Source organism: Donghicola tyrosinivorans (genome assembly GCF_003003355.1).
GTDB classification, from domain to species: domain Bacteria; phylum Pseudomonadota; class Alphaproteobacteria; order Rhodobacterales; family Rhodobacteraceae; genus Donghicola; species Donghicola tyrosinivorans.
This window is the reverse complement of sequence record NZ_PVTQ01000009.1, coordinates 19999-42342: the sequence shown is the minus strand read 5'-3', so window position 1 is coordinate 42342 and position 22344 is coordinate 19999. Positions and strand designations below refer to the sequence as shown.

The 22344-nt window shown below is 61.4% G+C and carries 22 protein-coding genes; 21 read left to right on the top strand and 1 reads right to left on the bottom strand.

The window, feature by feature from the left end:
* Positions 1–79 precede the first annotated feature (79 nt).
* On the bottom strand, positions 80–994 hold the full coding sequence (choX, locus tag CLV74_RS13165) for a choline ABC transporter substrate-binding protein (protein ID WP_106265524.1): 915 nt from the start codon (positions 992–994) through the stop codon (positions 80–82).
* Between the two features lie 204 nt (positions 995–1198).
* Between choX and betC the strand changes: the two genes are divergently transcribed.
* The 21 genes from betC (at position 1199) to hypE (ending at position 22342) form a co-directional block, all read left to right on the top strand.
* On the top strand, positions 1199–2722 hold the full coding sequence (gene betC, locus CLV74_RS13160; RefSeq protein WP_106265522.1) for a choline-sulfatase: 1524 nt from the start codon (positions 1199–1201) through the stop codon (positions 2720–2722).
* A 115-nt stretch (positions 2723–2837) separates the two neighbouring features.
* Positions 2838–4166, top strand: coding sequence for a sensor histidine kinase (locus tag CLV74_RS13155; protein WP_106265842.1), 1329 nt, complete (start codon positions 2838–2840; stop codon positions 4164–4166).
* A complete protein-coding gene (locus CLV74_RS13150) occupies positions 4163–5155 on the top strand; it encodes an NADH-quinone oxidoreductase subunit B family protein (protein ID WP_106265520.1) in 993 nt (330 codons plus the stop codon). Before CLV74_RS13155 ends, CLV74_RS13150 begins: the two co-directional genes overlap by 4 nt.
* A complete protein-coding gene (locus CLV74_RS13145; protein WP_106265518.1) occupies positions 5152–6576 on the top strand; it encodes a nickel-dependent hydrogenase large subunit in 1425 nt (474 codons plus the stop codon). Before CLV74_RS13150 ends, CLV74_RS13145 begins: the two co-directional genes overlap by 4 nt.
* Entirely contained in the window at positions 6576–8837 is a 2262-nt protein-coding gene (hypF, locus tag CLV74_RS13140; RefSeq protein ID WP_106265516.1) for a carbamoyltransferase HypF, read from the top strand. Before CLV74_RS13145 ends, hypF begins: the two co-directional genes overlap by 1 nt.
* 231 nt (positions 8838–9068) lie before the next feature.
* Positions 9069–10157, top strand: coding sequence for a hydrogenase small subunit (locus tag CLV74_RS13135; protein WP_106265513.1), 1089 nt, complete (start codon positions 9069–9071; stop codon positions 10155–10157).
* 3 nt (positions 10158–10160) lie between these two features.
* Positions 10161–11951: a nickel-dependent hydrogenase large subunit gene (locus tag CLV74_RS13130; RefSeq protein ID WP_106265511.1), complete on the top strand. Its 1791-nt coding sequence runs from the start codon at positions 10161–10163 to the stop codon at positions 11949–11951.
* A gap of 16 nt (positions 11952–11967) precedes the next feature.
* Positions 11968–12144 (top strand): DUF6732 family protein, encoded by a 177-nt coding sequence (locus CLV74_RS22845; RefSeq protein ID WP_170108052.1) that lies wholly within the window; start codon positions 11968–11970, stop codon positions 12142–12144.
* A 3-nt stretch (positions 12145–12147) separates the two neighbouring features.
* A complete protein-coding gene (cybH, locus tag CLV74_RS13125; protein ID WP_106265509.1) occupies positions 12148–12924 on the top strand; it encodes a Ni/Fe-hydrogenase, b-type cytochrome subunit in 777 nt (258 codons plus the stop codon).
* 298 nt (positions 12925–13222) lie between these two features.
* Positions 13223–13831, top strand: a complete 609-nt coding sequence (locus CLV74_RS13120) for a HyaD/HybD family hydrogenase maturation endopeptidase (RefSeq protein WP_106265507.1) — start codon at positions 13223–13225, stop codon at positions 13829–13831.
* 3 nt (positions 13832–13834) lie between these two features.
* Positions 13835–14155, top strand: coding sequence for a HypC/HybG/HupF family hydrogenase formation chaperone (locus CLV74_RS13115; RefSeq protein ID WP_106265505.1), 321 nt, complete (start codon positions 13835–13837; stop codon positions 14153–14155).
* A gap of 10 nt (positions 14156–14165) precedes the next feature.
* Positions 14166–14561 carry a thioredoxin domain-containing protein gene (locus tag CLV74_RS13110; RefSeq protein WP_106265502.1) on the top strand — a complete coding sequence of 132 codons (396 nt, stop codon included), beginning with the start codon at positions 14166–14168 and terminating at the stop codon, positions 14559–14561.
* Positions 14562–14582: 21 nt separating this feature from the next.
* A complete protein-coding gene (locus tag CLV74_RS13105) occupies positions 14583–15419 on the top strand; it encodes a hydrogenase expression/formation protein (protein WP_106265500.1) in 837 nt (278 codons plus the stop codon).
* Positions 15416–16243, top strand: a complete 828-nt coding sequence (gene hybE, locus CLV74_RS13100; RefSeq protein ID WP_106265498.1) for a [NiFe]-hydrogenase assembly chaperone HybE — start codon at positions 15416–15418, stop codon at positions 16241–16243. Before CLV74_RS13105 ends, hybE begins: the two co-directional genes overlap by 4 nt.
* Complete coding sequence (locus CLV74_RS13095) at positions 16244–17125, top strand: hydrogenase expression/formation protein HupK (RefSeq protein ID WP_106265496.1); 882 nt, start codon at positions 16244–16246, stop codon at positions 17123–17125.
* The gene (gene hypA / locus CLV74_RS13090) at positions 17118–17459 is read left to right on the top strand and encodes a hydrogenase maturation nickel metallochaperone HypA (RefSeq protein WP_106265494.1); all 342 of its coding nucleotides are present in this window, start codon (positions 17118–17120) and stop codon (positions 17457–17459) included. The genes CLV74_RS13095 and hypA overlap by 8 nt, the downstream gene beginning before the upstream one ends.
* A complete protein-coding gene (hypB, locus tag CLV74_RS13085) occupies positions 17459–18409 on the top strand; it encodes a hydrogenase nickel incorporation protein HypB (protein ID WP_211299049.1) in 951 nt (316 codons plus the stop codon). The genes hypA and hypB overlap by 1 nt, the downstream gene beginning before the upstream one ends.
* On the top strand, positions 18409–19884 hold the full coding sequence (locus tag CLV74_RS13080) for a sigma-54-dependent transcriptional regulator (protein ID WP_106265492.1): 1476 nt from the start codon (positions 18409–18411) through the stop codon (positions 19882–19884). The genes hypB and CLV74_RS13080 overlap by 1 nt, the downstream gene beginning before the upstream one ends.
* Before the next feature lie 3 nt (positions 19885–19887).
* Positions 19888–20178 (top strand): HypC/HybG/HupF family hydrogenase formation chaperone, encoded by a 291-nt coding sequence (hypC, locus tag CLV74_RS13075; protein ID WP_106265490.1) that lies wholly within the window; start codon positions 19888–19890, stop codon positions 20176–20178.
* Positions 20175–21317 carry a hydrogenase formation protein HypD gene (gene hypD, locus CLV74_RS13070; protein WP_106265488.1) on the top strand — a complete coding sequence of 381 codons (1143 nt, stop codon included), beginning with the start codon at positions 20175–20177 and terminating at the stop codon, positions 21315–21317. Before hypC ends, hypD begins: the two co-directional genes overlap by 4 nt.
* Entirely contained in the window at positions 21314–22342 is a 1029-nt protein-coding gene (gene hypE / locus CLV74_RS13065; RefSeq protein WP_170108051.1) for a hydrogenase expression/formation protein HypE, read from the top strand. The genes hypD and hypE overlap by 4 nt, the downstream gene beginning before the upstream one ends.
* Positions 22343–22344 lie beyond the last annotated feature (2 nt).

Here is a 22344-nt window from a genome sequence, read left to right as displayed (position 1 = left end):
TCCTTGTTCGACTGTGTCCTTCGGTGCCGGAACGAAAAGGGCCCGCCACGCGGACGGGCCCCCTTCGCAACTTCGGTCGTTACAGACCCAGCGAGGCTTTCACAGCTGCCAGACCTTCTGCACCGTCCAGCGTGGTCACGCCTTCCAGCCAGGGACCCAGCACATCGGGGTTGGCAACCAGCCATGCTTTGGTTGCGTCATCCGCGTCTTCGCCGTCGTTCAGGATCTTGCCCATGATCTCGTTTTCCATGGCAAGGCTGAACTTCATGTTTTTCAGCAGGGTGCCGACGTTCGGGCACTCTTCGGCGTAGCCTTTGCGGGTGGTGGTGTAGACCACACCTTCACCGCCAAAGAAGTCTTCGCCGCCGGTCAGGTACTTGAGGCTGAAGTTGGCGTTCATCGGGTGGGGTTCCCAGCCAAGGAAGACAACATCTTCGTCGTCTTTCACGGCGCGGTTCACCATCGCCAGCATGCCCTGCTCCGAGCTTTCGACGACTTCAAAGTTACCCAGACCATGGGTGTTCGCCTCGGTCAGGCCGATCAGGTAGTCGTTGCCTTCGTTGCCGGGCTCGATGCCGTAGATCTTGCCGTCCAGCGACTCTTCGAACTTGGCGATGTCGCCGTAGGTCTTCAGACCTTTTTCATAGGTGTAGGTGGGAACGGCCAGCGTGTACTTGGTGCCTTCCAGGTTCACGACCAGCTGCTCGATCTCGCCCTTGTCCAGATAGGGCTGGATCGCGCCGGTCTGCGCGGGGATCCAGTTGCCAAGGAACACATCAACGTCGTCGCTTTCCAGCGAGGCGAAGGTCACGGGAACCGACAGGATCTTGATATCCACATCGTAGCCCAGACCGGTCAGCACGTGCTTGGCCACCGAAGTGGTGGTGGTGATGTCGGTCCAGCCCACATCAGAAAAGCTGACTTCGTTGCATTCTGCCAGCGCCGGTGCCGCAGCAACGATCGCCAGAGCCGAAAGAGTGGTTTTCAGTTTCATACTTCTTTTCCCTGAGTTTGTGTTCTGTGTTTTATTGATTGACCAGTCAATAAAGATAAGGTCATCTGCCGAGAGTCAACGAAAAAGGCGGAAATTCCCGCGTTTCTGCCGCTGACAGGCCATGGATTAGGCGCAGATTGCGCTAAACCTTGGCCAAGAGTTATCGGGTTTCGTCCCGCCGCAAATGTGAAAGGACTGTGTTGCATGAGTTCCGAAAATCGCCCCAACATCCTCATTCTGATGGTGGACCAGTTAAACGGGACTCTGTTTCCGGACGGACCGGCTGAATGGCTACATGCCCCGAACCTGAAAAAACTGGCGGCACGTTCGACACGTTTTCGCAACTCTTATACCGCCTCGCCTTTGTGCGCACCGGGGCGCGCGTCTTTCATGTCGGGCCAGCTTCCCAGCGCGACCCGTGTCTATGACAACGCTGCGGAATACATTTCGTCAATTCCGACTTATGCGCATCACCTGCGTCGTGCGGGATACCAGACCTGTCTTTCGGGTAAAATGCACTTTGTCGGCCCAGACCAGATGCACGGGTTCGAAGAGCGCCTGACCACCGACATTTACCCCGCCGATTTCGGCTGGACGCCGGACTATCGCAAACCCGGCGAGCGGATCGACTGGTGGTATCACAACATGGGCAGCGTCACCGGCGCGGGCGTGGCCGAGATCACCAACCAGATGGAATACGACGATGAGGTTGCCTACAACGCGACCCGCAAGATCTATGATCTGGGGCGCGGTCTGGATGCGCGTCCGTGGTGCCTGACCGTCAGCTTTACCCACCCCCATGATCCCTACGTGGCCCGCAAAAAATACTGGGACATGTATGAGGATTGCGACCATCTGCTGCCCACGATTCCGGCCATTCCCTATGAGGAACAGGACCCCCATTCCAAGCGGATTTTCGACGCGAACGACTGGCGTAACTTTGACATCACCGAAAAGGACATCCGCGACTCGCGCCGCGCCTATTTCGCCAACATCACCTATCTGGACGACAAGATCGGCGGCATTCTTGAGGCGCTGGACGGCACCCGCCAGACCGAGAACACCATCATCCTTTTTGTCTCGGACCACGGGGACATGCTTGGGGAACGGGGCCTATGGTTCAAGATGAACTTCTTTGAAGGCTCGGCCCGCGTGCCGATCATGATCGCCGCGCCGCAGATGGAACCCGGTCTGGTGACCGAGGCGGTCTCGAACATCGATATCTGTCCGACGGTCTGCGATCTAGCGGGCGTCAGCATGGATGAGGTCATGCCGTGGACCACCGGTGAATCGCTGGTGCCTTGCGGTCAGGGCGTAAAACGGGAAAGCCCCGTCGCAATGGAATACGCGGCCGAGGCTTCATACGCGCCGATGGTCTGCCTGCGTCATGAACAGTGGAAATACACCCGCTGCAATCTGGACCCCGAACAACTGTTCGATCTGGAAAACGACCCGCACGAGTTGACCAATCTGGCTGGCAGCCCCGATCATGCCGATGTGCTGGCCCGCTTCCGCGCCGAGGCGGACAAGCGCTGGGATCTGGACCGGTTTGATTCAGAGGTCCGCGAAAGTCAGGCCCGTCGCTGGGTGGTCTATGAGGCCCTGCGCAACGGCGACTATTACCCATGGGACTACCAGCCCCTGCAAAAGGCGTCGGAACGCTACATGCGCAACCACATGGACCTGAACGTTCTGGAAGAAAACAAACGCTTCCCCCGCGGGGAATAAGCGCTGCCAAGCGGCTTGCCACTTGTGGTTAGCTGCTGGCCCTTGACCTTTGGTTTCAATCTGTTGGACCCTGCGGGAAGACCCGCGGGGTCTTTTCATGACGCGGAAGGCAACCATGACACCCGAGCAGCTACACTCTGGCGAAACGCTTCGTGCCGACTTGGGCGATGCCGCGTGGGTGGACGTCATGCAGGCCGTGGACCGGACCTATGCGGAACTGGTCGATTATCAGGAACAGCTAGAGACACGAAACGCTGAACTTGAAGCCTTGCGCACCTTTCTGTCGTCGATCATGCATTCGATCAGCGACTATCTGGTGGTGACCGACACCGCCCATTGCATCGCAGATGCCAGCCGGTCTTTCTGCAAAGCCGTGGGTCTGCCAGTGGAAAAGCTGATTGGCCAACCCATCGCGGGATTCCTGCAAGGCACATCAGGCGGCGCGTTGATGGAGGCGATCGCCAAGACAATGGCGCAGCGGGCCGACAACACCGCCGAGGCGGAACTGGCGACAACAATCGGGGCCGAGCCGGTGGAATTCCGCGTCTCGCCCCGCCTACGGGCAGGCCGCAAGCGGGCAGGTGTGATCCTGACGGGCCGCCCCTTGGGAGAGCTTCGCCGCGCCTATTCGGAACTGGAAGCCAGCCACGAAGAGCTGAAGCAGACCCAAACCCAACTGGTGCGCAACGAAAAGCTGGCGTCATTAGGCCGTCTTCTGGCGGGCGTGGCCCATGAGTTGAACAACCCCATCAGCTTTGTCTACGCCAACACCCACGCGCTGGAAAAATACATCAACCGGTTCGAGACCTACTTTGACCGCGTGCAGGCTGGCGCCCCGCGGCAAGAGTTGATCGAATTGCGCACCTCGTTGAAACTGGACCGCGACCTGCGCAATCTGCGCATTGCCATCGAAGGGGCCCGCGACGGCTCGGAAAGGGTCAAGAACATCGTCGAAGACCTGCGCCGCCTGTCGGCTGAGGGATCGGGCGAGTTGGCCCCCACAGACCTTGAACGCACCGCCCGCATCGCCGCCGATTGGGTAGAGCGGGGCAGCAAGCGCAATGTGACCGTGACGATCAAAGGCGAAAGCCCCTGCATCGCCCACGCCCGCGCAGGCCATATCCAGCAGGTGCTGATGAATCTGATCCAGAACGCGGTGGATGCCATGACCGGCCAAGACGACGCCCGCCTTTGCATTGAGACCCGATATGACGGCGACAAGGCGATCATCGACGTTTGCGACAATGGCCCCGGCATTCCCGAAGATGTCCGCGCCAAGGTCTTTGACCCGTTCTTCACGACGAAAGAGGTCGGCCAAGGCACGGGGCTTGGCCTGTCAATCAGCCACAAGATTGCCGATGAACACGGCGGCGCATTGGAACTGGTGCCCACAGACACAGGCACCTGCTTTCGCCTGACATTGCTGCGGGGGGATGCGGTATGAATATTCTCTGGCTGCAATCGGGCGGCTGTGGGGGCTGCACTATGTCTCTGCTCTGTGCCGAAGACCCCAATGTTCTGGACCTGCTGGACGGCGCGGGGCTTGAATTCCTGTGGCACCCGTCTCTATCCGAAGCCACGGGGGCCGAGGTGCGCCGTATGCTGGATGCGGTGGCTACGGGCGAACAGAGGCTGGATATCCTCTGCGTCGAAGGCTCGATCCTGCGGGGGCCGAATGGCACGGGGCGCTATCATTTGCTGGCGGGCACAGGACGCTCGATGATGGAGTGGGTCCGCGATCTGGCCCCGAAAGCGCAGCATGTGATCGCGGTGGGCACCTGTGCGGCTTACGGAGGCATGACCTCGGCTGGGGAAAACCTGACCGATGCGGTCGGTCTGCAGTATGACGGCGGCCATGCGGGCGGCCTCTTCCCTGCTAAATGGCGCAGCCAGTCAGGTCTGCCGGTGATCAACGTGGCAGGCTGCCCAACGCACCCCGATTGGGTGACCGAAACGCTACTGCTGCTGAAAGCCGGTGCCTTGGGCAACGATGATCTGGACGGTCTGGCCCGTCCCCGCTTTTACGCCGACACGCTGGTCCACCACGCCTGCACCAAGAACGAGTTCTACGAATACAAAGCCAGCGCCGAACACCTGTGCGAGATGGGCTGCATGATGGAGCATCTGGGCTGTGTCGGCACCCAAGCCGTGGGCGATTGCAACACGCGGGGCTGGAACGGGGCCAATAGTTGCACACGGGCGGGCTACCCTTGCATCAACTGCACCGCGCCCGAGTTTGAAGAACCTGGCCACGGCTTTACCGAGACGCCGAAATTCGCGGGCATCCCCGTGGGTCTGCCTACCGACATGCCCAAAGCGTGGTTCATGGCACTGGCGTCACTCTCCAAAGCCGCGACCCCGAAACGACTGGCCGAAAATGCGGTATCGGACCGCGTCACGGTCCCTCCGACCCTGCGAAAGCCCAAACCATGACGACCCTTCTTGTTGGCCCTTTCAACCGTGTTGAAGGGGATCTGGAAATCCGGCTTGAGGTGCAGGACGGCGCTGTCTCGGCGGCCTATACGAACTCGCCCCTGTTTCGCGGGTTTGAACGGATGATGCTGGGGAAAGGTCCGCTGGATGCGTTGACGATTACGCCGCGCATCTGCGGGATTTGCTCGATCAGCCAGTCGGCGGCAGCGGCGCTAGCGCTGGCTGATTTGGCGGGCGTTCAGCCTGCGCCCGAAGGGGCCAAGGTCGCGGCCCTGCTGCATATGATCGAGAATGTCTCGGACCATATGGCCCATTTCAACCTGTTCTTCATGCCCGACTACGCTCGGGCAGCCTATGCGGGTGCGGACTGGCATCAGACCGTTCTTGAGCGTTTCACCGCCGGACAAGGCAGCGCCCTGCGCCGCGCGATCGAGGCGCGCGCGGACCTCTTGCATGTGGTGGGAATGCTGGGTGGCAAGTGGCCCCATACGCTGGCGATCCAACCGGGCGGCGTGACCCGCACGCCTACAGCCCGCGATCTGATCCGCATCGGTGCCTCGCTTCAGGCGTTTCGCAGGTACCTTGAGGCGCAGACCTTTGGCGGCAAGCTGGAAGATTTCATCGCGCTCGGAACTGTGCAGCAGCTAGAGGCATGGACCACTGGCGATGCGGGCCTGTTCCTGCGCGTGGCCGAGGCAACTGGCACCGGCGCGATGGGGCGCGGAACAGGGCGGTATCTGTCCTTTGGGGCCTACCCCTTGCCAGAGGGGCGCGTTTTCAAAGGTGGCACATGGGATAACGGCGCTGAGGCCCCCGTGGATTTCGCAGCCATTCGCGAAGACATCAGCCATGCGTGGATGCTTGGTGAGGCCGCGCATCCGTCTGCAGGCGCAACCGTCCCCGATGAGATGATGCGCGAGGGCGCCTACAGTTGGTGCAAAGCGCCGCGCCTTCAGGGGCGGACCTTTGAAACCGGCGCACTTGCGCGGCAGATCGTCGTGGGTCACCCCTTGGCACGGGCGCTGGCGGCTGAGGGCGGTGTCAGGGCCCGCGTGGCAGGGCGTCTGTTGGAGTTGGCCCTAACCCAGATCGAAATGGAGCGCCTGTTGCGGGACATTCGCCCTGAAGCGCGGTTCATGGATCAAGTGATTTTGCCCAAAGACGGCGCTGGCGTTGGCGTGGTCGAGGCTGCACGCGGGGCATTAGGCCATTGGATCACCGTCAAAGACGGCGCGATCAGCGGCTACCAGATCATCGCGCCGACCACTTGGAACTTTAGCCCCCGCGATGCGGGCGGGACCGCAGGCCCTGTAGAGGCCGCCTTGGTCGGCGCACCTGTGGCCGAGGGCGAGGATACGCCTTTGTCTGTCCAGCACATCGTGCGCAGCTTTGACCCTTGCATGGTCTGCACGGTCCACTGATGGAAGGCCTGCGCATCAGGGTACGGGGGCAAGTCCAAGGCGTGGGCTTTCGCCCCTTCGTCTGGCTGCTGGCCCGTGAACTTGGGGTGACGGGCCGTGTTCTGAACGATCCCGAAGGCGTGCTGATCGAGGCATATGGCCCTGCCGCCACCCTTCCCGATCTGCTCCGCACCAAGGCTCCGCCCCTGTCGCGCATCGACGGGATCGAGGTCACACCGATCACGGGCGAGGCTCCGACGGATTTCGTGATCGCTGCCTCTGAGGGGTCAGGGGCCGAGACCCGTGTGACACCCGATGCAGCCACTTGCCCCGATTGCTTGGAAGAAATCCATAACCCAAGCGAGCGCCGCTTTGGCTATGCCTTTGCCAACTGCACCCACTGCGGGCCGCGCTTCACGATCCTGAACGCTTTGCCTTATGACCGCAGCCAAACCACTATGGCCCCCTTTGCGATGTGCGCGGACTGTGCTGCGGAATACACCGACCCTGCGGATCGCCGTTTTCACGCGCAGCCCGTAGCCTGCCCCGCCTGCGGTCCCAAGGTCTGGATCGAACCCCACCATGATGCGCCACTGGCCGAGGCCGCCGCCCGTCTACACCACGGGGAAATCCTAGCTATCAAAGGCCTTGGCGGATTTCATCTGGCAGGTGATGCGCGCAATGCAGGGGCGATCGCCCTGCTGCGCCAACGAAAGATGCGCCCCGCAAAGCCCTTTGCCCTGATGGGAACGCTGGACACGATCCGCCAGTACGCCGCCCCCTCGGACGCAGAGGTCGCCCTTCTGCAAGACCCCGCTGCGCCCATCGTTTTGCTGGCCAACCGCGGGTCGCTGCCCTCTGAAATTGCCCCCAATCAAAGCACCCTTGGCTGGATGTTGCCTTACACACCGCTACACCATCTGCTGCTGGATCTGCTGGACGGGCCTTTGGTGATGACCAGTGGCAACCTTAGCGGCGAGCCGCAGGTGATTGGCAATGAAGAGGCGCGGGAAAAGCTGGCCCCCTTCGTGGATGCCTTCCTGATGCATGACCGCGATATCGCCCGCCGTATTGATGACAGTGTCGAGCGGATCACGCCCCATGGCCCGATGGTGCTGCGCCGTGCGCGGGGGCGCGTACCAGGAACATTGCCACTGCCTAAGGGCTTTGAGGATGCGCCGCAGACTGTGGCCTATGGCGGGCAGATGAAGGCGGCGCTGTGCCTGATCAAGAACGGGCAGGCGCTGTTGGGACACCATCTGGGCGAATTGGACGAGGCGTTGACGTGGGAGGCATTCCAGCAAGCTGACCGCGACTATTCGGACCTTTTTGACCACAAGCCTCAAGTGGTCGCCGTGGACCTGCACCCCGATTTCCGCGCCTCGCGTCACGGGGCAGCGCGGGCCGAGGCCGAAGGGTTGAAGCTGGAAGAAATCCAACACCATCACGCCCATCTGGCCGCTTGCATGGGGGAAAACCTCTGGCCTCTGGACGGAGGAGAGGTGGCAGGGATCATCCTAGACGGGGTTGGGCTGGGGCCGGATGGCACTGTCTGGGGCGGTGAGGTGCTGCTTGGGGACTACACAGGCTATGAACGCGCCGCTTGGCTGCGGCCTGCTCCGCTGATCGGTGGGGACATGGCCGCTAAAGAGCCTTGGCGCAATGCGCTGGCGAGGCTGGATCAGGCAGGGTTGCCCGATTGGGCGGATGCATTGTTCCCTGACAAACCGCTTGCAATGGCCCGCATGGCTGCTGAACGGGGCCTGAACACGCCGCAATCCTCTAGCGCGGGGCGGCTCTTTGATGCGGTGGCCGCCTGTCTTGGGATTTGCCCCGACCGACAAAGCTATGAGGGCGAGGCGGCGATGACGCTGGAAGCGCTCGCACAAAAGGCGCCGCCCGAGGAAATGGCGTTTTACTACGACATCAACGCATCCGGTTCGCGCATCGATCCCGCCAAGATGTGGGAGCCACTCCGTAATGATCTGGAGAATGGCGTTTCGACTGAGATCATCGCGCTCAGGTTCCACTCTGCCCTTGCGCGGGCCTTTGCGTGCGCCGCCGTGGGGCTTGTACAGCAGGGACGAGCGCGGGCAATTGCCCTATCGGGCGGGTGCTTTCAAAGCGCGTTGCTGCTGGACCTGACCTGCCATTGGATCGAGGCCGAAGCCAGTTCTCTAGGCATCAAAGTGCCAGTGATGCACCACACCAAGACCCCCGCGAATGATGGCGGTCTGGCGCTGGGGCAGGCACTGATCGCGGCAGCCCGTCACTTAGGCTGACTGAAAACTATCCATCCAAACGGATAGAAAGCTGGCAACCACCCATCCGCCCGCAGTCGCAGAAAACACCGCCACATATGCAGCAAGTGCATGAAAATGCAGCACATTAAATGTGTCTGCCCGCCACATGCATTCGCTTTGATCACATGCCCCACCTGCCCGAAGGTTAACCTGATGGAATGTATGCAATCGCATTCCAACGGAATCGATCCAGTGAGGGGAGGACCAGTTTTGAGCCAGATCGAAACCTTTTACGACGTCATGCGGCGTCAGGGGATCACGCGGCGGAGCTTTATGAAATATTGCTCGCTGACCGCGGCGGCCCTGGGCTTGAGCCCCAGCTTTGTACCCAAAATCGCCCATGCGATGGAAACCAAACCACGTACGCCCGTTATTTGGGTGCATGGTCTGGAATGTACCTGCTGTTCGGAATCCTTCATCCGCGCCGCGCACCCGCTGGCCAAGGATGTGGTCTTGTCGATGATCTCGCTGGACTACGACGACACGCTGATGGCCGCTGCCGGTCACGCTGCCGAAGCCGCACTGGAAGAGACCATCCAGAAGTACAAAGGCAACTACATCCTAGCCGTTGAGGGCAATCCGCCCCTCAATGAAGACGGCATGTTCTGCATCACCGGCGGCAAGCCCTTTGTCGAAAAGCTGCGTCATGCGGCGAAAGACGCCAAGGCGATCATCAGCTGGGGGGCCTGTGCGTCCTACGGCTGTGTGCAGGCCGCCAAGCCTAACCCGACCCAAGCGACGCCCGTCCACAAGGTCATCACCGACAAGCCGATCATCAAGGTTCCGGGCTGCCCGCCCATCGCCGAAGTAATGACCGGTGTGATCACTTACATGCTGACCTTTGATCGTCTGCCCGAGCTGGACCGTCAGGGCCGCCCCGCGATGTTCTACAGCCAGCGTATCCACGACAAATGCTACCGCCGTCCGCACTTTGACGCCGGCCAGTTCGTCGAGGCATGGGACGACGAGCACGCACGCAAGGGCTACTGCCTGTACAAGATGGGCTGCAAAGGCCCGACCACCTATAACGCCTGCTCGACCATCCGGTGGAACGAAGGCGTCAGCTTCCCGATCCAGTCGGGCCACGGCTGTATCGGCTGTTCGGAAGACGGGTTCTGGGATCAGGGCAGCTTCTATGACCGCGTGACCGACCTGACCCAATTCGGCGTTGAGGCAAACGCGGACAAGATCGGCCTGACCGCTGCTGGCGTCGTCGGTGCAGGTGTGGCCGCCCACGCCGCTGTCAGTGCTTTGAAAGCCGCCCAACGAAAAACCCAAGACAAGAAAGAGGAGGCATAAGCCATGGTCGCAACTCCGAACGGCTTTGACCTCGACAACACCGGCCGCCGCATCGTCGTGGACCCGGTGACCCGTATCGAAGGTCACATGCGCTGCGAAGTGAACGTGGATGAGAACGGCGTGATCCGCAACGCGGTCAGCACCGGCACCATGTGGCGCGGTCTGGAAGTGATCCTGAAGGGTCGTGACCCCCGTGACGCCTGGGCCTTCACCGAGCGCATCTGCGGCGTTTGCACCGGCACCCACGCGCTGACCTCGGTCCGTGCGGTGGAAGACGCGCTGGGGATCACCATCCCCGACAACGCGAACTCGATCCGGAACATCATGCAGCTGAACCTGGAAATTCACGACCACGTCGTGCACTTCTATCACCTGCACGCGCTGGACTGGGTGAACCCCGTCAACGCCCTGCGCGCGGACCCCAAAGCCACCAGCGAATTGCAGCAGATGGTGTCGCCCTCGCACCCGCTGTCGTCGCCCGGCTATTTCCGTGACGTTCAGAACCGCCTGAAAAAGTTCGTTGAATCGGGTCAGCTGGGTCTGTTCAAGAACGGCTACTGGGACAACCCCGCCTACAAACTGCCCCCCGAGGCAGACCTGATGGCCACCACCCACTATCTCGAAGCGCTGGACCTCCAGAAAGAGATCGTGAAGGTGCACACCATCTTCGGCGGCAAGAACCCGCACCCGAACTGGCTGGTGGGCGGCGTACCCTGCCCGATCAACGTCCACAGCACCGGTGCTGTCGGCGCGATCAACATGGAACGTCTGAACCTTGTGTCCTCGATCATCGACAAGTGTATTGAGTTCAACAAGAACGTCTATCTGCCCGACGTTGTGGCCATTGGCGGCTTTTACAAGAGCTGGCTCTATGGTGGCGGTCTGTCGTCCAAGGCGTGTCTTGCCTATGGGGACATCCCCGAAAACCCCAACGACTTCAGCCCCGAGCAACTGCATCTGCCCCGTGGCGCGATCATCAACGGCAACCTCAACGAGGTGCACGACGTTGATCCCCGCGACCCCGAGCAGGTTCAGGAATTCGTCGATCACAGCTGGTATGACTACGGCGAGCCCGGCAAGGGTCTGCACCCTTGGGATGGCCGCACCGAGCCCAAGTTCGAACTGGGTCCGAACGCCAAAGGCACCAAGACCAACATTCAGGAGCTGGACGAAGCTGGCAAATACAGCTGGATCAAGGCCCCCCGCTGGCGCGGTCACGCGATGGAAGTCGGCCCGCTGGCCCGCTACATCGTCGGCTACGCAAAAGGCCACGAGGACATCAAGGATCAGGTCGACGGTCTGCTGCGGACTATGGATCTGCCCGTCGAGGCGCTGTTCTCGACCCTTGGCCGGACTGCGGCGCGTGCGCTGGAATCCGAATACTGTGGCCGCCTGCAGAAGCACTTCTTCGACAAGTTGGTGCAGAACATCAAGAACGGCGATGAGAACACCGCCAACGTCGAGAAGTGGGATCCCAGCACCTGGCCGAAAGAGGCCAAAGGCGTTGGCATGACCGAAGCGCCCCGCGGCGCTCTAGGTCACTGGATCAAGATCAAGGACGGCCGGATCGAGAACTACCAGTGCGTGGTTCCCACCACTTGGAACGGCAGCCCCCGCGACACCGCAGGCAACATCGGCGCGTTTGAAGCGTCGCTGATGAACACCCCGATGGAGCGTCCCGACGAGCCGGTCGAAATCCTGCGCACCCTGCACAGCTTCGATCCGTGTCTGGCTTGCTCGACCCACGTGATGTCGCCCGACGGCGATGAACTGACCACCGTCAAAGTGCGCTAATCAGAGGAACAAACCCATGAAATACACAACTTTTGCTCTTCTGTTCGGCGCGACTGCGGCTCAGGCACACACCGGCCACGATGCCGCCCTTTCGGGCGCATCGCACTGGCTGCTGTCGCCGATGCATGGTCTTGGCCTGATTGCTGTGGCGGGTGTCCTGTACACCCTCCGCACCGCACGCCGGAAGGAGTGATCAATGGCCCATGACACCATCCACACTCCGAACGAGGGGGTCCGCCCCCTCGAAAGCTCGCGGTTGACGGGTGATGCCACAGCCGACGACATCGAAAGCATCCGCCGCCGCACATCGGTCTTCGTTTACGAATGGCCCGTGCGTCTGTGGCACTGGGTGAACGCAGCCTGTATTCTGGTGCTGTGCTTCACCGGCTGGTTTATCGCCAGCCCGCTGCCCACCATGACCTTTGCCGAGGCGACCCACCAGTTCGTCATGGGCTATATGCGCTTTGCCCACTTTGCGGCGGCGCAGATCATGACAGTCGGCTTCTTTGGCCGGATCTACTGGGCGATCGTGGGCAACCACCACTCCAAGCAGCTGTTCTACGTGCCTTTCTGGAATGGCCATTGGTGGCGCGAGGTCTTCTTTGAACTGCGCTGGTATATGTTCCTTGAGGCCGAGCCCAAGAAGTACGTGGGTCACAACCCGCTGGCACAGATCGCCATGTTCATGTTCATGACCGTGGGCATCACCTTCATGCTGCTAACCGGTTGGGCCCTTTATGCCGAAGGCGCGGGTCAAGGCAGCCTGCCCGATATCGTCATGGGTTGGCTGATCGGTCTGGTGGGCAACACCCAGATCCTGCATGGCATCCACCATCTGGGCATGTGGTTCATCGTGGTCTTCATGATCATCCACATCTATGCAGCCATCCGCGAAGACATCCTCAGCCGCCAGTCTATGGTCTCGACCATGATTTCGGGGCACCGGACCTTCAAGGACGACCGTCCCGAATAACGGTCGACTGTATATGCCCCTGTCACTTTGGACGGGAATCGGAAAGGCGGATCTTCGGGTCCGCCTTTCTGCCTGATAGCAACATTCCAAGTTACCACAATTATGGATACTTACTTTTCATCAATACGCGGCCCGATGCAGCCAGAATTCCAACAACCAATTGAAAAACAATAAAAATCAACTTTCTGCGGGAAAAGGTGATTTTCTTCCATCCCTTCGCGTCCGCTGCCACACTGCCGATATTGGAAGAAACCGGAAAGCTGGCAACCAGTCGGCGCCGGTCAGGGGGGAGAAGACGATGGCACCGAAAGTGCTCATACTTGGTATTGGTAATGTCCTTTGGGCCGATGAAGGCTTTGGTGTGCGGTGTGTTGAGCGGCTTGCCCAAACCACAGCTTTCGGCCCGAATGTCACGGTTATGGATGGCGGCACACAGGGCCTTTATCTTCTCCCATTTCTGGAAGACGCAGACGCTCTGGTCGTCTTTGACGCGGTCGACTACGGGCTGGAGCCCGGCACCCTGAAGATTGTCGAAGATGACGAAGTGCCCGCCTTTATGGGCGCCAAGAAAATGAGTCTGCACCAAACCGGCTTTCAGGACGTGATCGCCACCGCGCAGCTGATGGGCTACTGCCCCGAGCGTATGGTGCTGATCGGCTGCCAGCCGGTTGAACTGGAAGACTACGGCGGGGGCTTGCGTGACGCAGTTGCGGCCCAGATCGACCCCGCCCTGAAGATCGGCCTCGACAAGCTGGCCGAGATGGGTGTCCTGCCCGTAGACGGTGATGTGGACACCAGCAACCTTGCAGACCCCTCGATCATGCGCGGCGCTTATGAAGGGGGCCGCCCCTCCGAGGCCGAGGCCTGCCGCACAGGCGATGACCGTTTCTTTCCTGAAAGCGTCTGACCCATGTGCCTTGGTGTTCCGATGCAAGTGATCTCGGTTGATGGCATTGCCGCCCGCGCCACAGACGGGCGGGAAGAGGCGCTGATTGACCTTTCCCTGACCGATGAGGCCAAGCCCGGTGACTGGGTGCTGACATTTCTCGGGGCCTCCCGCGAAATCATCACCGCCGATGAGGCGCAAAAGATTACCGCCGCTCTGGACGGGCTGCGCAATCTGATGGCCGGTCATGATCTGGGCGATGCCTTTGCCGATATCGAGGAGCGCGGCCCGCAACTGCCGCCCCACCTTCAAGCCGCGCTGGACGCGGGCAAAACCACAGCCTGAGAGGCCCGCTATGACCCATCCGCTGATTGACCGTCTGGTGACTGAATTCAGCTGGCCCAACCTTGCCAGCGCCCATGACGTGACCGAATTCACCGCCCGCCCCGGCGTGCATGTGCTGTTCGTCCCCGGCGATCCCAAACGCAACCTTGAGACCGCCGATGTGGCCGTCATCCTGCCAGAGTTGAAGCAAGCCTTTCAGGGCCGTTTCGACTGCGCCGTCGTCGATGACGCGATCGAACAGCAGGTGCGCGAAGATACCCGCGTTCTGAAAACCCCCAGCCTGATCTTTTACCGCGATGGCCAGATGATAGGCGGCATTCCCCGCGTGCGGGATTGGGACGAATACATGGCCCGCATCACCCAGATTCTGGCGCAGACCGCCACCTGCGAAATCGCAGACGCCTAAGCCCCAAAGGAGAGACGACAGATGGTTAGCAACTTCCACCTGCCCCCCACGGGCTACGGCCCCGGCTCACAGCAGGACGATAGCGGCGAAGAACTGCAGTACATGCCCATGCCGCAGGACATGCGCACCTATCACACCCATTTCCCCGAGATGGAGATTGATGAGTCCCTGCGCCCTGCGATGGAACTGATGGCCGCGGTGGCTCAAGCCGCCAAGGTCAGCGGTGAAGGCGGCATGAACAGTACCTTTGATCTTAGCGGTCTGGACAAAGCCAACCGCCGCCTTGTGGCCGAGACCATGGGCGAAGGCGAAGTGGCGATGAAGATGCACGGCATCCCCGCCGTTGCCGCGCAGGAATCTGTCTTTGCCGGTATCTGGGTTCTGAAGGCCGCCAATCTGGACATGATCGAGGTCGGCCCCTCGCCCCAGATCGCCCGCGACCGCGCCTTTGCGCCGCGCCGCGCGGCCCTTGGCACCAGCGCCCCAAAGGCGGCAGGCGTGCTGAACGCGCCGCCCTTGCTGGTGGAAATGCAGGACAAATCGGCCAGCTATCAGGCGGGCGATGAGGTTCACGTGATCAATCTGACCCTGCTGCCCCACACCGAGCAGGATCTGGAGTGGCTGGACAAGGCTCTGGGCCAAGGCAGCACCGACATCCTGTCGCGCGGCTATGGCAACTGCCGCGTCACCGCAACCGCGCTTCAGAATGCCTGGCGGGTGCAGTTCTTCAACTCGATGGACGTGCTGATCCTTGATACGTTCGAAGTCACCGCGATCCCCGAAGTGACCGTCGCCGCCCCCGAAGACCTGATCGATAGCGGTGAGCGTCTGGTGGAAGTTCTGGAGGCCATCCGATGAGCGGCTTTGAAGGCAGCTATCTGGGCGCAAACGATAAAATCAGCCCGCGCGCCGTGATGGAGTGCAAGATTTGCTGGACACCCTACGATCCTGAAGAGGGCGACGACACCCGTCAGGTCCTGCCCGGCACGCCCTTTATCCACCTGCCCGATGACTGGTCCTGCCCGAACTGCGATGCGCCCAAGGAACAGTTCCTTGTCAGCCACGATCCGGGCTCGGACGCGATGGCAGAGGCTGCGGTTCTGTCGGCCAAGACCAAGGCGTTGGTGACCGATTTCACCGAAGTCTGGCACGCCAAGATGCGCGACGTGCCGATTGTGAACAAGCTGCTGCATGTGCAGGCCGTGGGCTGGCGCATGCATGAGGGGCGCCCGTTGGGCATCCTGATCTCGCCTTGGTTCATGAACCTGATCCAGCTGCCCGCCGAGGGCGAGGATTGGAATGACCTGATGGCAGGGGCCAAAGAGGTCCACAGCTTCCCCTCGGGGCAGTATGAATTCATATGCAACACCCGCGAACAGACAGGCGGCTACAAGGCGTGCTCTCTGTTCTCGCCGATGAATGATTTCAAATCGCAGGCCGCAGCGGTTGAGGTCGCCGAGGCCGTCATGGTGGCCCTTTTCCAAGAAGAACACCGCGCCGAGACCGACCGCAGCGCCGACATCCGCGCCGCCCGCGAAGAAGAAATCGCTGCTGTGCAGGCTGCCGAAGAGGCCGCAGCGGAAGAGGCAAAGGCCAAAGAACAGCCCGTGCCGATCCTGACCGACGCACCCACCCGCCGCCAGATCATCTCGGCCGGCATGGCGTCCAGCGAGGCCGATTAAATGACCACGACCACCTTGATCACAGCGGCCCGTTGGTCCGCACTGCCCCCCACCGGTCTTCCGGTGGCGCGGTTGGTGCTTGGCCGACCCGCTGCCGAGGTGGCCGAAACCCTGCCGCGCATTTTCAACCTGTGCCGCGCGGCCCAAAGCACGGCTGTCCGGCTGGCCCTTGGCCTGCCGACCCCTTCCGCCAGCGACGATCTGGCGAATGAAATCCGGCGCGAGCATCTGCTGCGTCTGTGTCTGATCTGGCCCCAACGGTTCGGCATTGCGCCCGAGCCGATGCAGGCAGACAATCTGCACACCCATCTTTTCGGCAAAGGTCTGCCGGACGATGTTCACCAGTTAACCGATTTCACCGCCAGCGACGCAGGGCTTGCGCCCTTGCTGGCGGCTGTCATGACCCGCTTTGCGCCGCATACTGCGGTGGCGAACGGTTTGCCCATCCCGACTGACCAAAGCCTTTTCTCCTCCAGCCCGCTTGAAAATTCGACCGCCGCGCGCCAGATGGCCCACCCTTTGATGCGCGACATCGAATGCCTTTATGGCAGGGGGCCCCTCTGGCGTGTCGTGGGGCGGGCCCTTGACCTCGTGGCGCTACTCGTGAGTGGCTGGCGTCCCGAGGCCCGCGTGCTGCCGGACGGGTGCGTCACAGTTCCGGCAGCACGCGGAACATATGCGGTGCGGGCAACCGTGCGCGACGGACGGGTCATGGAGTTTGCGCGGATAACGCCCACCGATCATCTGCTGGCAAAGAATGGCGTTATGGATCAAACCCTTGCGAGCCTGACGCCATGCGATCAGGATCAGGCGCAAGCGATCATCGACGTGCTTGACCCCTGCACGCCGCTGACTTTGAAGGAAAGGCCGCTGGATGCATGAGATGTCCCTTTGCGAAGGCATTCGCACCGTGATCGAGGATCAGGCCCGCCAACATGCCTTCAACGGTGTGAAATGCGTTCGGGTCGAGATTGGCCGCTTTTCCGGCGTCGAGAAGGACGCGCTGAGTTTTGCTTTTGACGTGGTGATGCGCGGCTCGGTCGCGGAAGGTGCCACGCTGGAAATGATCGACCTGCCCGGACGGGCCATGTGCTACGACTGCATACATGAGGTCGAGATTGAAAACCGCTTGGACCCCTGCCCTGATTGCGGCGGCGGCAAGCTGATGCCCGTGGGGGGCGATGAAATGCGGATCAAGGATCTGGAGGTACTCTGATGTGTAATGTTTGCGGATGCGGAACCGGCAGCGTCGAAGGACACAGCCATCATCACGATCATGGCGCGGGCCATCATCACCATCATGACCATGATCACAGCCATGCCCACGGGGATGCCTGCGGCTGCGGACACGACCACGACCACGCGCATGGGCATGGGCATGACCACAGCCACGATCATGGGCATCACCACCACGGCGACCATCACCACGGGGATCACGGGGACATCCACTATGGCACCGGTCCCGCAGGCGTCGCCGTACCGGGCATGAGCCAGGAACGCCTGATCCAGCTGGAAACCGATATTCTGGCAAAGAATGACCGCTATGCCGCTGCGAACCGCGCCATTCTGGCCGACCGCGAAATTCTGACCCTGAACTTTGTCAGCTCGCCCGGATCGGGGAAAACCACCCTGCTGTGCAAGACCATCGAGGCCTTGGGCGATCAGCCTTTGGCCGTGATCGAAGGCGACCAGCAAACGGCCAATGACGCCGACCGCATCCGCGCAACCGGAGCCAAGGCCGTGCAGGTCAACACCGGCAAGGGCTGCCATCTGGATGGCCATATGGTCGGCCACGCGATGGAGCATTTGAAGCTGGCCAATAACTCGATGCTCTTCATCGAGAACGTGGGCAACCTTGTCTGCCCCGCCGGTTTTGATCTGGGCGAGGACGCCAAGGTCGCGATCCTCTCGGTCACCGAGGGCGAGGATAAGCCCCTGAAGTACCCCGACATGTTCACCGCATCGCGCATGGCGCTGCTGAACAAGGTGGATCTGGCGCCCTACTGCGACGTGGATCTGGACCTCTATGAGGAAAACCTGCGCCGCGTGAACCCGAGCATCGAGATCATCCGCGTCAGCGCTCGCACCGGCGAGGGCATGGACGTGTGGCTGCAATGGCTGCGTGACCGTCTGGCCCAGAAAGCAAAGCCTGAGGCGGCGGAATAATGACTGCGCCCCTGCCCTCTATCCTGCTGGTTGACGACGAAGAGCACAGCCTCTCGGCGATGCGCATGGCGCTTGAGGATGACTTTGACTGCTATACCGCCACGGGCGCTGAACCCGCGCTGACGATCATGCAGGAACAGGACATTCAGGTGATCTTCTGCGACCAGCGGATGCCGGGCAAATCGGGGGTCGAGTTTCTGGCCGAAGTGCGCGAGCGCTGGCCAGAAACTGTGCGCATCATCATCACGGGCTACACCGAAACCAACGACATGATTTCCGCGATCAATGACGCGGGGATCTACCAGTTCCTGACCAAGCCTTGGCATCCAGATCAGCTGATCATGGTAGCCAAGAACGCCACAGACCTATTCCGCCTGAACCGCGATCATGAGCGCATGTCGCTAGAGATGCGTTATCTGGCCCGCCGCGTGGAAAGCAGCGTTGAAGATCAGCGCAAGGCTCTGCGCGAAGGCATGGGTTTTGAAAATGTGCTGCGCTCGGCCAACTCGCCCCTGAACGGGGTGATCGAACAGGCCCGCCAATTCGCCAGCTTTGACGTGCCGGTCCTCTTGCAAGGCGAGGCAGGCACCGGCAAAGGCCAAATCGCGCGGGCGATGCACTATACCTCATTGCGCTCGGACCGGCCCTATTATGAGATCGACGTCACCGGCGTTGATGACGATATTCTTGAGATCGAGTTGTTCGGCGCCCGTCGTGGCTCGGTCCCCGGTTTGGCATCCAAGAAAACCGGCCTGCTGCAAAAGGCAGATCGCGGCACGCTTTATATCAGCGGCATCCATGATCTAAGCCCGCGTATGCAACTGGCCCTGCTGCGCGTCGCGACCGAAGGCGCGTTCCGCCCCTTGGGCGGGTATGAGATGATCCGCGTGGATGTGCGCATCCTGTCGGGCAGCGAAAAAGACCTGCGCCAAGAGGTGGCTGACGGCACCTTCCGCGGCGATCTTTATCACGCGCTGGCCCCCACCACCCTATGCATCCCGCCCCTGCGCAACCGCCTTGGCGATCTGCCCGTTTTGGCACAGCGCCTGCTGTTCGATGCGGCGGCCAAGCATGGCAAACCGGTGCATGGCATCTCGGACGATGCGCTGCGGTTTCTGGCAAACTACGACTGGCCCGGCAACCAGCGCGAGCTTGAGAATGAGATGATCCGCATGCTGATCTTCTCGCAGGACGCGACGCTTGGGCCCGAGCTGATCAGCCGCCACATCCTGCAAGCCGCGCCGCGCGATGCCCACTCGGACATGCATACGGATGCGGTGCTGACCACCGAAGGCACGCTGAAAGACCGGATCGAGGTCATCGAAATGCGCATCCTGCGCGAGACCCTGACCCGCCTGAAATGGAACAAAAGCCGCGCCGCGAACGAGTTGGGCCTGTCCCGCGTCGGTCTGCGGGCAAAGATTGAACGCTATGGCATCGACACACACGCCGATGCCGACGAGAGGGAGGACTAAGCCATGTGTCTGGGTATACCCGGTCAGATCACAGCCATCACCGACCCCACCCGCATGATGGCCATGGCCGAAGTGTCGGGCGTCCGGCGCGAGGTGAACGTCGCGCCCATTGTCACCGGCGCCTTAGAGGATGTGGTGGGCAAATGGGCCCTGATCCACGTGGGCTTTGCCATGGCCGAAATCGATGAGGATGAGGCTGCTAAAACACTAGAGGCTCTGCGCGGTCTTGGTGAGGCGCAGGAAACCCTAGAGGCGATGGCCGCTGGTGACGCGGCACTGGAGGGACGGGCATGAAATACGCTGAGGAATTCCGCGATCCGAAAGCTGCCCGCGCAGCTTTGGATGCCATCGCCCGCGTCTGTGACCAGATCGGCGCGACCGCCGAAAACCCCGTCCGGATCATGGAGATTTGCGGTGGCCACACCCACGCAATCTTCCGCTATGGCCTTGATAAGCTGACCCATCCGGGCATCGAGTTCATCCACGGCCCCGGTTGCCCCGTCTGCGTTCTGCCCATGAGCCGCGTGGACGAATGCGTCCAACTGGCCGAGCAGCCCAACGTGATCTTCACCACCTTTGGCGATGCGATGCGCGTGCCCGGCACCCGCAAGTCCTTGCTTCAGGCCAAGGCGGACGGCGCGGATATCCGCATGGTCTACTCGCCTTTGGACGCGCTGGAACTGGCCCGCCGGAACCCCGACAAAGAGGTGATCTTCTTTGGCCTCGGGTTTGAGACCACCACGCCATCAACCGCGCTTTCGATCCAGCAAGCGTCGCGCGAAGGGCTGACCAACTTTACCGTCTTTTGCAACCACATCACCGTGCCGCCGCCCATCAAGGCGCTGCTGGACGATCCGCACATGAAGCTGGACGGCTTTGTCGGACCCGGCCACGTGAGCATGGTGATCGGTACCCACCCCTACGACTTTATCGCTGACGATTACGGCAAGCCGATCGTCGTGGCGGGTTTTGAACCCTTGGACCTGCTGCAATCGGTCCTGATGGTGCTAGAGCAAATCCGCGACGGCAAAGCGACTGTACAGAACCAATACGCCCGCGTTGTTCCGGAACACGGCAACCCCGTCAGCATCGCGGCCATCAATGACGTCTACGAACAGCGCCCCAGCTTTGAATGGCGGGGCTTGGGCGAGATCGATCATTCCGGCCTGCGCATTCGCGAGCAATACAAAGCCTTTGATGCGGAAGAGAAGTTCGGCATCGGCTACGCCACCGGCACCCGCTCGGTCCAAGAGCCCGAGGGCTGCGAATGCGGCGCGGTCATGACTGGCCGGATGAAGCCCACCCAGTGCCCGATGTTCGGCAAGGGCTGCACACCGGAAATGCCCCTTGGCGCGCTGATGGTCAGCTCGGAAGGGGCCTGCGCGGCATACTACCAATACGGCGGCGCCCGCGCAGTGGAGGCAGCAGAATGAACATGATGCGCCTGAAACAGGACACCGTCACGCTGGCCCACGGCGGCGGCGGCAAGGCAATGCGCGATCTGATCGAGAGCGTCTTTACATCGGTCTTCCAACCCGACGGGATGGAGGATCAGGCCCGCCTGATGGACACCGCTCTGCAGGAACCGGGTGCGCGACTGGCCTTCACCACCGACAGCTTTGTCGTTGACCCTGTGGAATTCCCCGGCGGTGATATCGGCAAGATCGCCGTTTGCGGCACCGTAAACGATCTGGCCGTTGGCGGCGCAAACCCCCTGTGGCTGTCGGCGGCCTTCATCATCGAAGAAGGTACCGAAATCGCCCTGCTGCGCCGGATCGTCGAGTCCATGCGTATTGAGGCGGAAAAGGCCGGCGTTCGCATTGTCACCGGTGACACCAAGGTCGTGGGCCGTGGCAGCGCGGATAAGGTCTTCATCACCACCTCGGGCGTGGGCGTGATCCCTGCGGGGCGCACACTGTCCGCCGATCGCATCCAAGAGGGCGACGTTGCCATCGTCAACGGCGTTCTCGGCGATCACGGCGCGGCCATTCTGGCAGCGCGGGGCGATATGATGCTGTCCACCGACATCCAGTCCGACTGTCAGGGGCTTGACCATCTGATGCAGGCTGTCTGCGCGGCGGCAGACGTGCGAGCCTGCCGCGATGCCACCCGTGGCGGCGTGGCCAGCGCCTTGAACGAGATGGCAGAGGCCTGCGGGTTGGCGATCGAGATCGAGGAAACCGCTCTGCCCCTGCGCACCGAGGTCAAAGGGGTCTGCGAGATCCTCGGCCTCGACCCGCTGTATCTGGCGAATGAAGGCACGCTGGTGCTGTTCGTTCCAGAAGATCAGGCCGAGGCAGCCCTAGCCGCGATGAAAACCACCGAAGCGGGCCAAGGGGCCTGCATCATCGGCAAAGCCAAGAAGGGGCCGAAAGGTCAGGTCACCATGCGCACATTGTTCGGCGGCGCGCGCATCGTGGATATGCTGGTGGGCGAGCAACTGCCGCGCATCTGCTGACA

Excerpts from the sequence above, each read along its gene's own strand:
- choX (WP_106265524.1), bottom strand. The coding sequence starts at position 994 with ATGAAACTGAAAACCACTCTTTCGGCTCTGGCGATCGTTGCTGCGGCA.
- betC (WP_106265522.1), top strand. The coding sequence starts at position 1,199 with ATGAGTTCCGAAAATCGCCCCAACATCCTCATTCTGATGGTGGACCAG.
- CLV74_RS13155 (WP_106265842.1), top strand. The coding sequence starts at position 2,838 with ATGACACCCGAGCAGCTACACTCTGGCGAAACGCTTCGTGCCGACTTG.
- CLV74_RS13150 (WP_106265520.1), top strand. The coding sequence starts at position 4,163 with ATGAATATTCTCTGGCTGCAATCGGGCGGCTGTGGGGGCTGCACTATG.
- CLV74_RS13145 (WP_106265518.1), top strand. The coding sequence starts at position 5,152 with ATGACGACCCTTCTTGTTGGCCCTTTCAACCGTGTTGAAGGGGATCTG.
- hypF (WP_106265516.1), top strand. The coding sequence starts at position 6,576 with ATGGAAGGCCTGCGCATCAGGGTACGGGGGCAAGTCCAAGGCGTGGGC.
- CLV74_RS13130 (WP_106265511.1), top strand. The coding sequence starts at position 10,161 with ATGGTCGCAACTCCGAACGGCTTTGACCTCGACAACACCGGCCGCCGC.
- CLV74_RS22845 (WP_170108052.1), top strand. The coding sequence starts at position 11,968 with ATGAAATACACAACTTTTGCTCTTCTGTTCGGCGCGACTGCGGCTCAG.
- cybH (WP_106265509.1), top strand. The coding sequence starts at position 12,148 with ATGGCCCATGACACCATCCACACTCCGAACGAGGGGGTCCGCCCCCTC.
- CLV74_RS13120 (WP_106265507.1), top strand. The coding sequence starts at position 13,223 with ATGGCACCGAAAGTGCTCATACTTGGTATTGGTAATGTCCTTTGGGCC.
- CLV74_RS13115 (WP_106265505.1), top strand. The coding sequence starts at position 13,835 with ATGTGCCTTGGTGTTCCGATGCAAGTGATCTCGGTTGATGGCATTGCC.
- CLV74_RS13110 (WP_106265502.1), top strand. The coding sequence starts at position 14,166 with ATGACCCATCCGCTGATTGACCGTCTGGTGACTGAATTCAGCTGGCCC.
- CLV74_RS13105 (WP_106265500.1), top strand. The coding sequence starts at position 14,583 with ATGGTTAGCAACTTCCACCTGCCCCCCACGGGCTACGGCCCCGGCTCA.
- hybE (WP_106265498.1), top strand. The coding sequence starts at position 15,416 with ATGAGCGGCTTTGAAGGCAGCTATCTGGGCGCAAACGATAAAATCAGC.
- CLV74_RS13095 (WP_106265496.1), top strand. The coding sequence starts at position 16,244 with ATGACCACGACCACCTTGATCACAGCGGCCCGTTGGTCCGCACTGCCC.
- hypA (WP_106265494.1), top strand. The coding sequence starts at position 17,118 with ATGCATGAGATGTCCCTTTGCGAAGGCATTCGCACCGTGATCGAGGAT.
- hypB (WP_211299049.1), top strand. The coding sequence starts at position 17,459 with ATGTGTAATGTTTGCGGATGCGGAACCGGCAGCGTCGAAGGACACAGC.
- CLV74_RS13080 (WP_106265492.1), top strand. The coding sequence starts at position 18,409 with ATGACTGCGCCCCTGCCCTCTATCCTGCTGGTTGACGACGAAGAGCAC.
- hypC (WP_106265490.1), top strand. The coding sequence starts at position 19,888 with ATGTGTCTGGGTATACCCGGTCAGATCACAGCCATCACCGACCCCACC.
- hypD (WP_106265488.1), top strand. The coding sequence starts at position 20,175 with ATGAAATACGCTGAGGAATTCCGCGATCCGAAAGCTGCCCGCGCAGCT.
- hypE (WP_170108051.1), top strand. The coding sequence starts at position 21,314 with ATGAACATGATGCGCCTGAAACAGGACACCGTCACGCTGGCCCACGGC.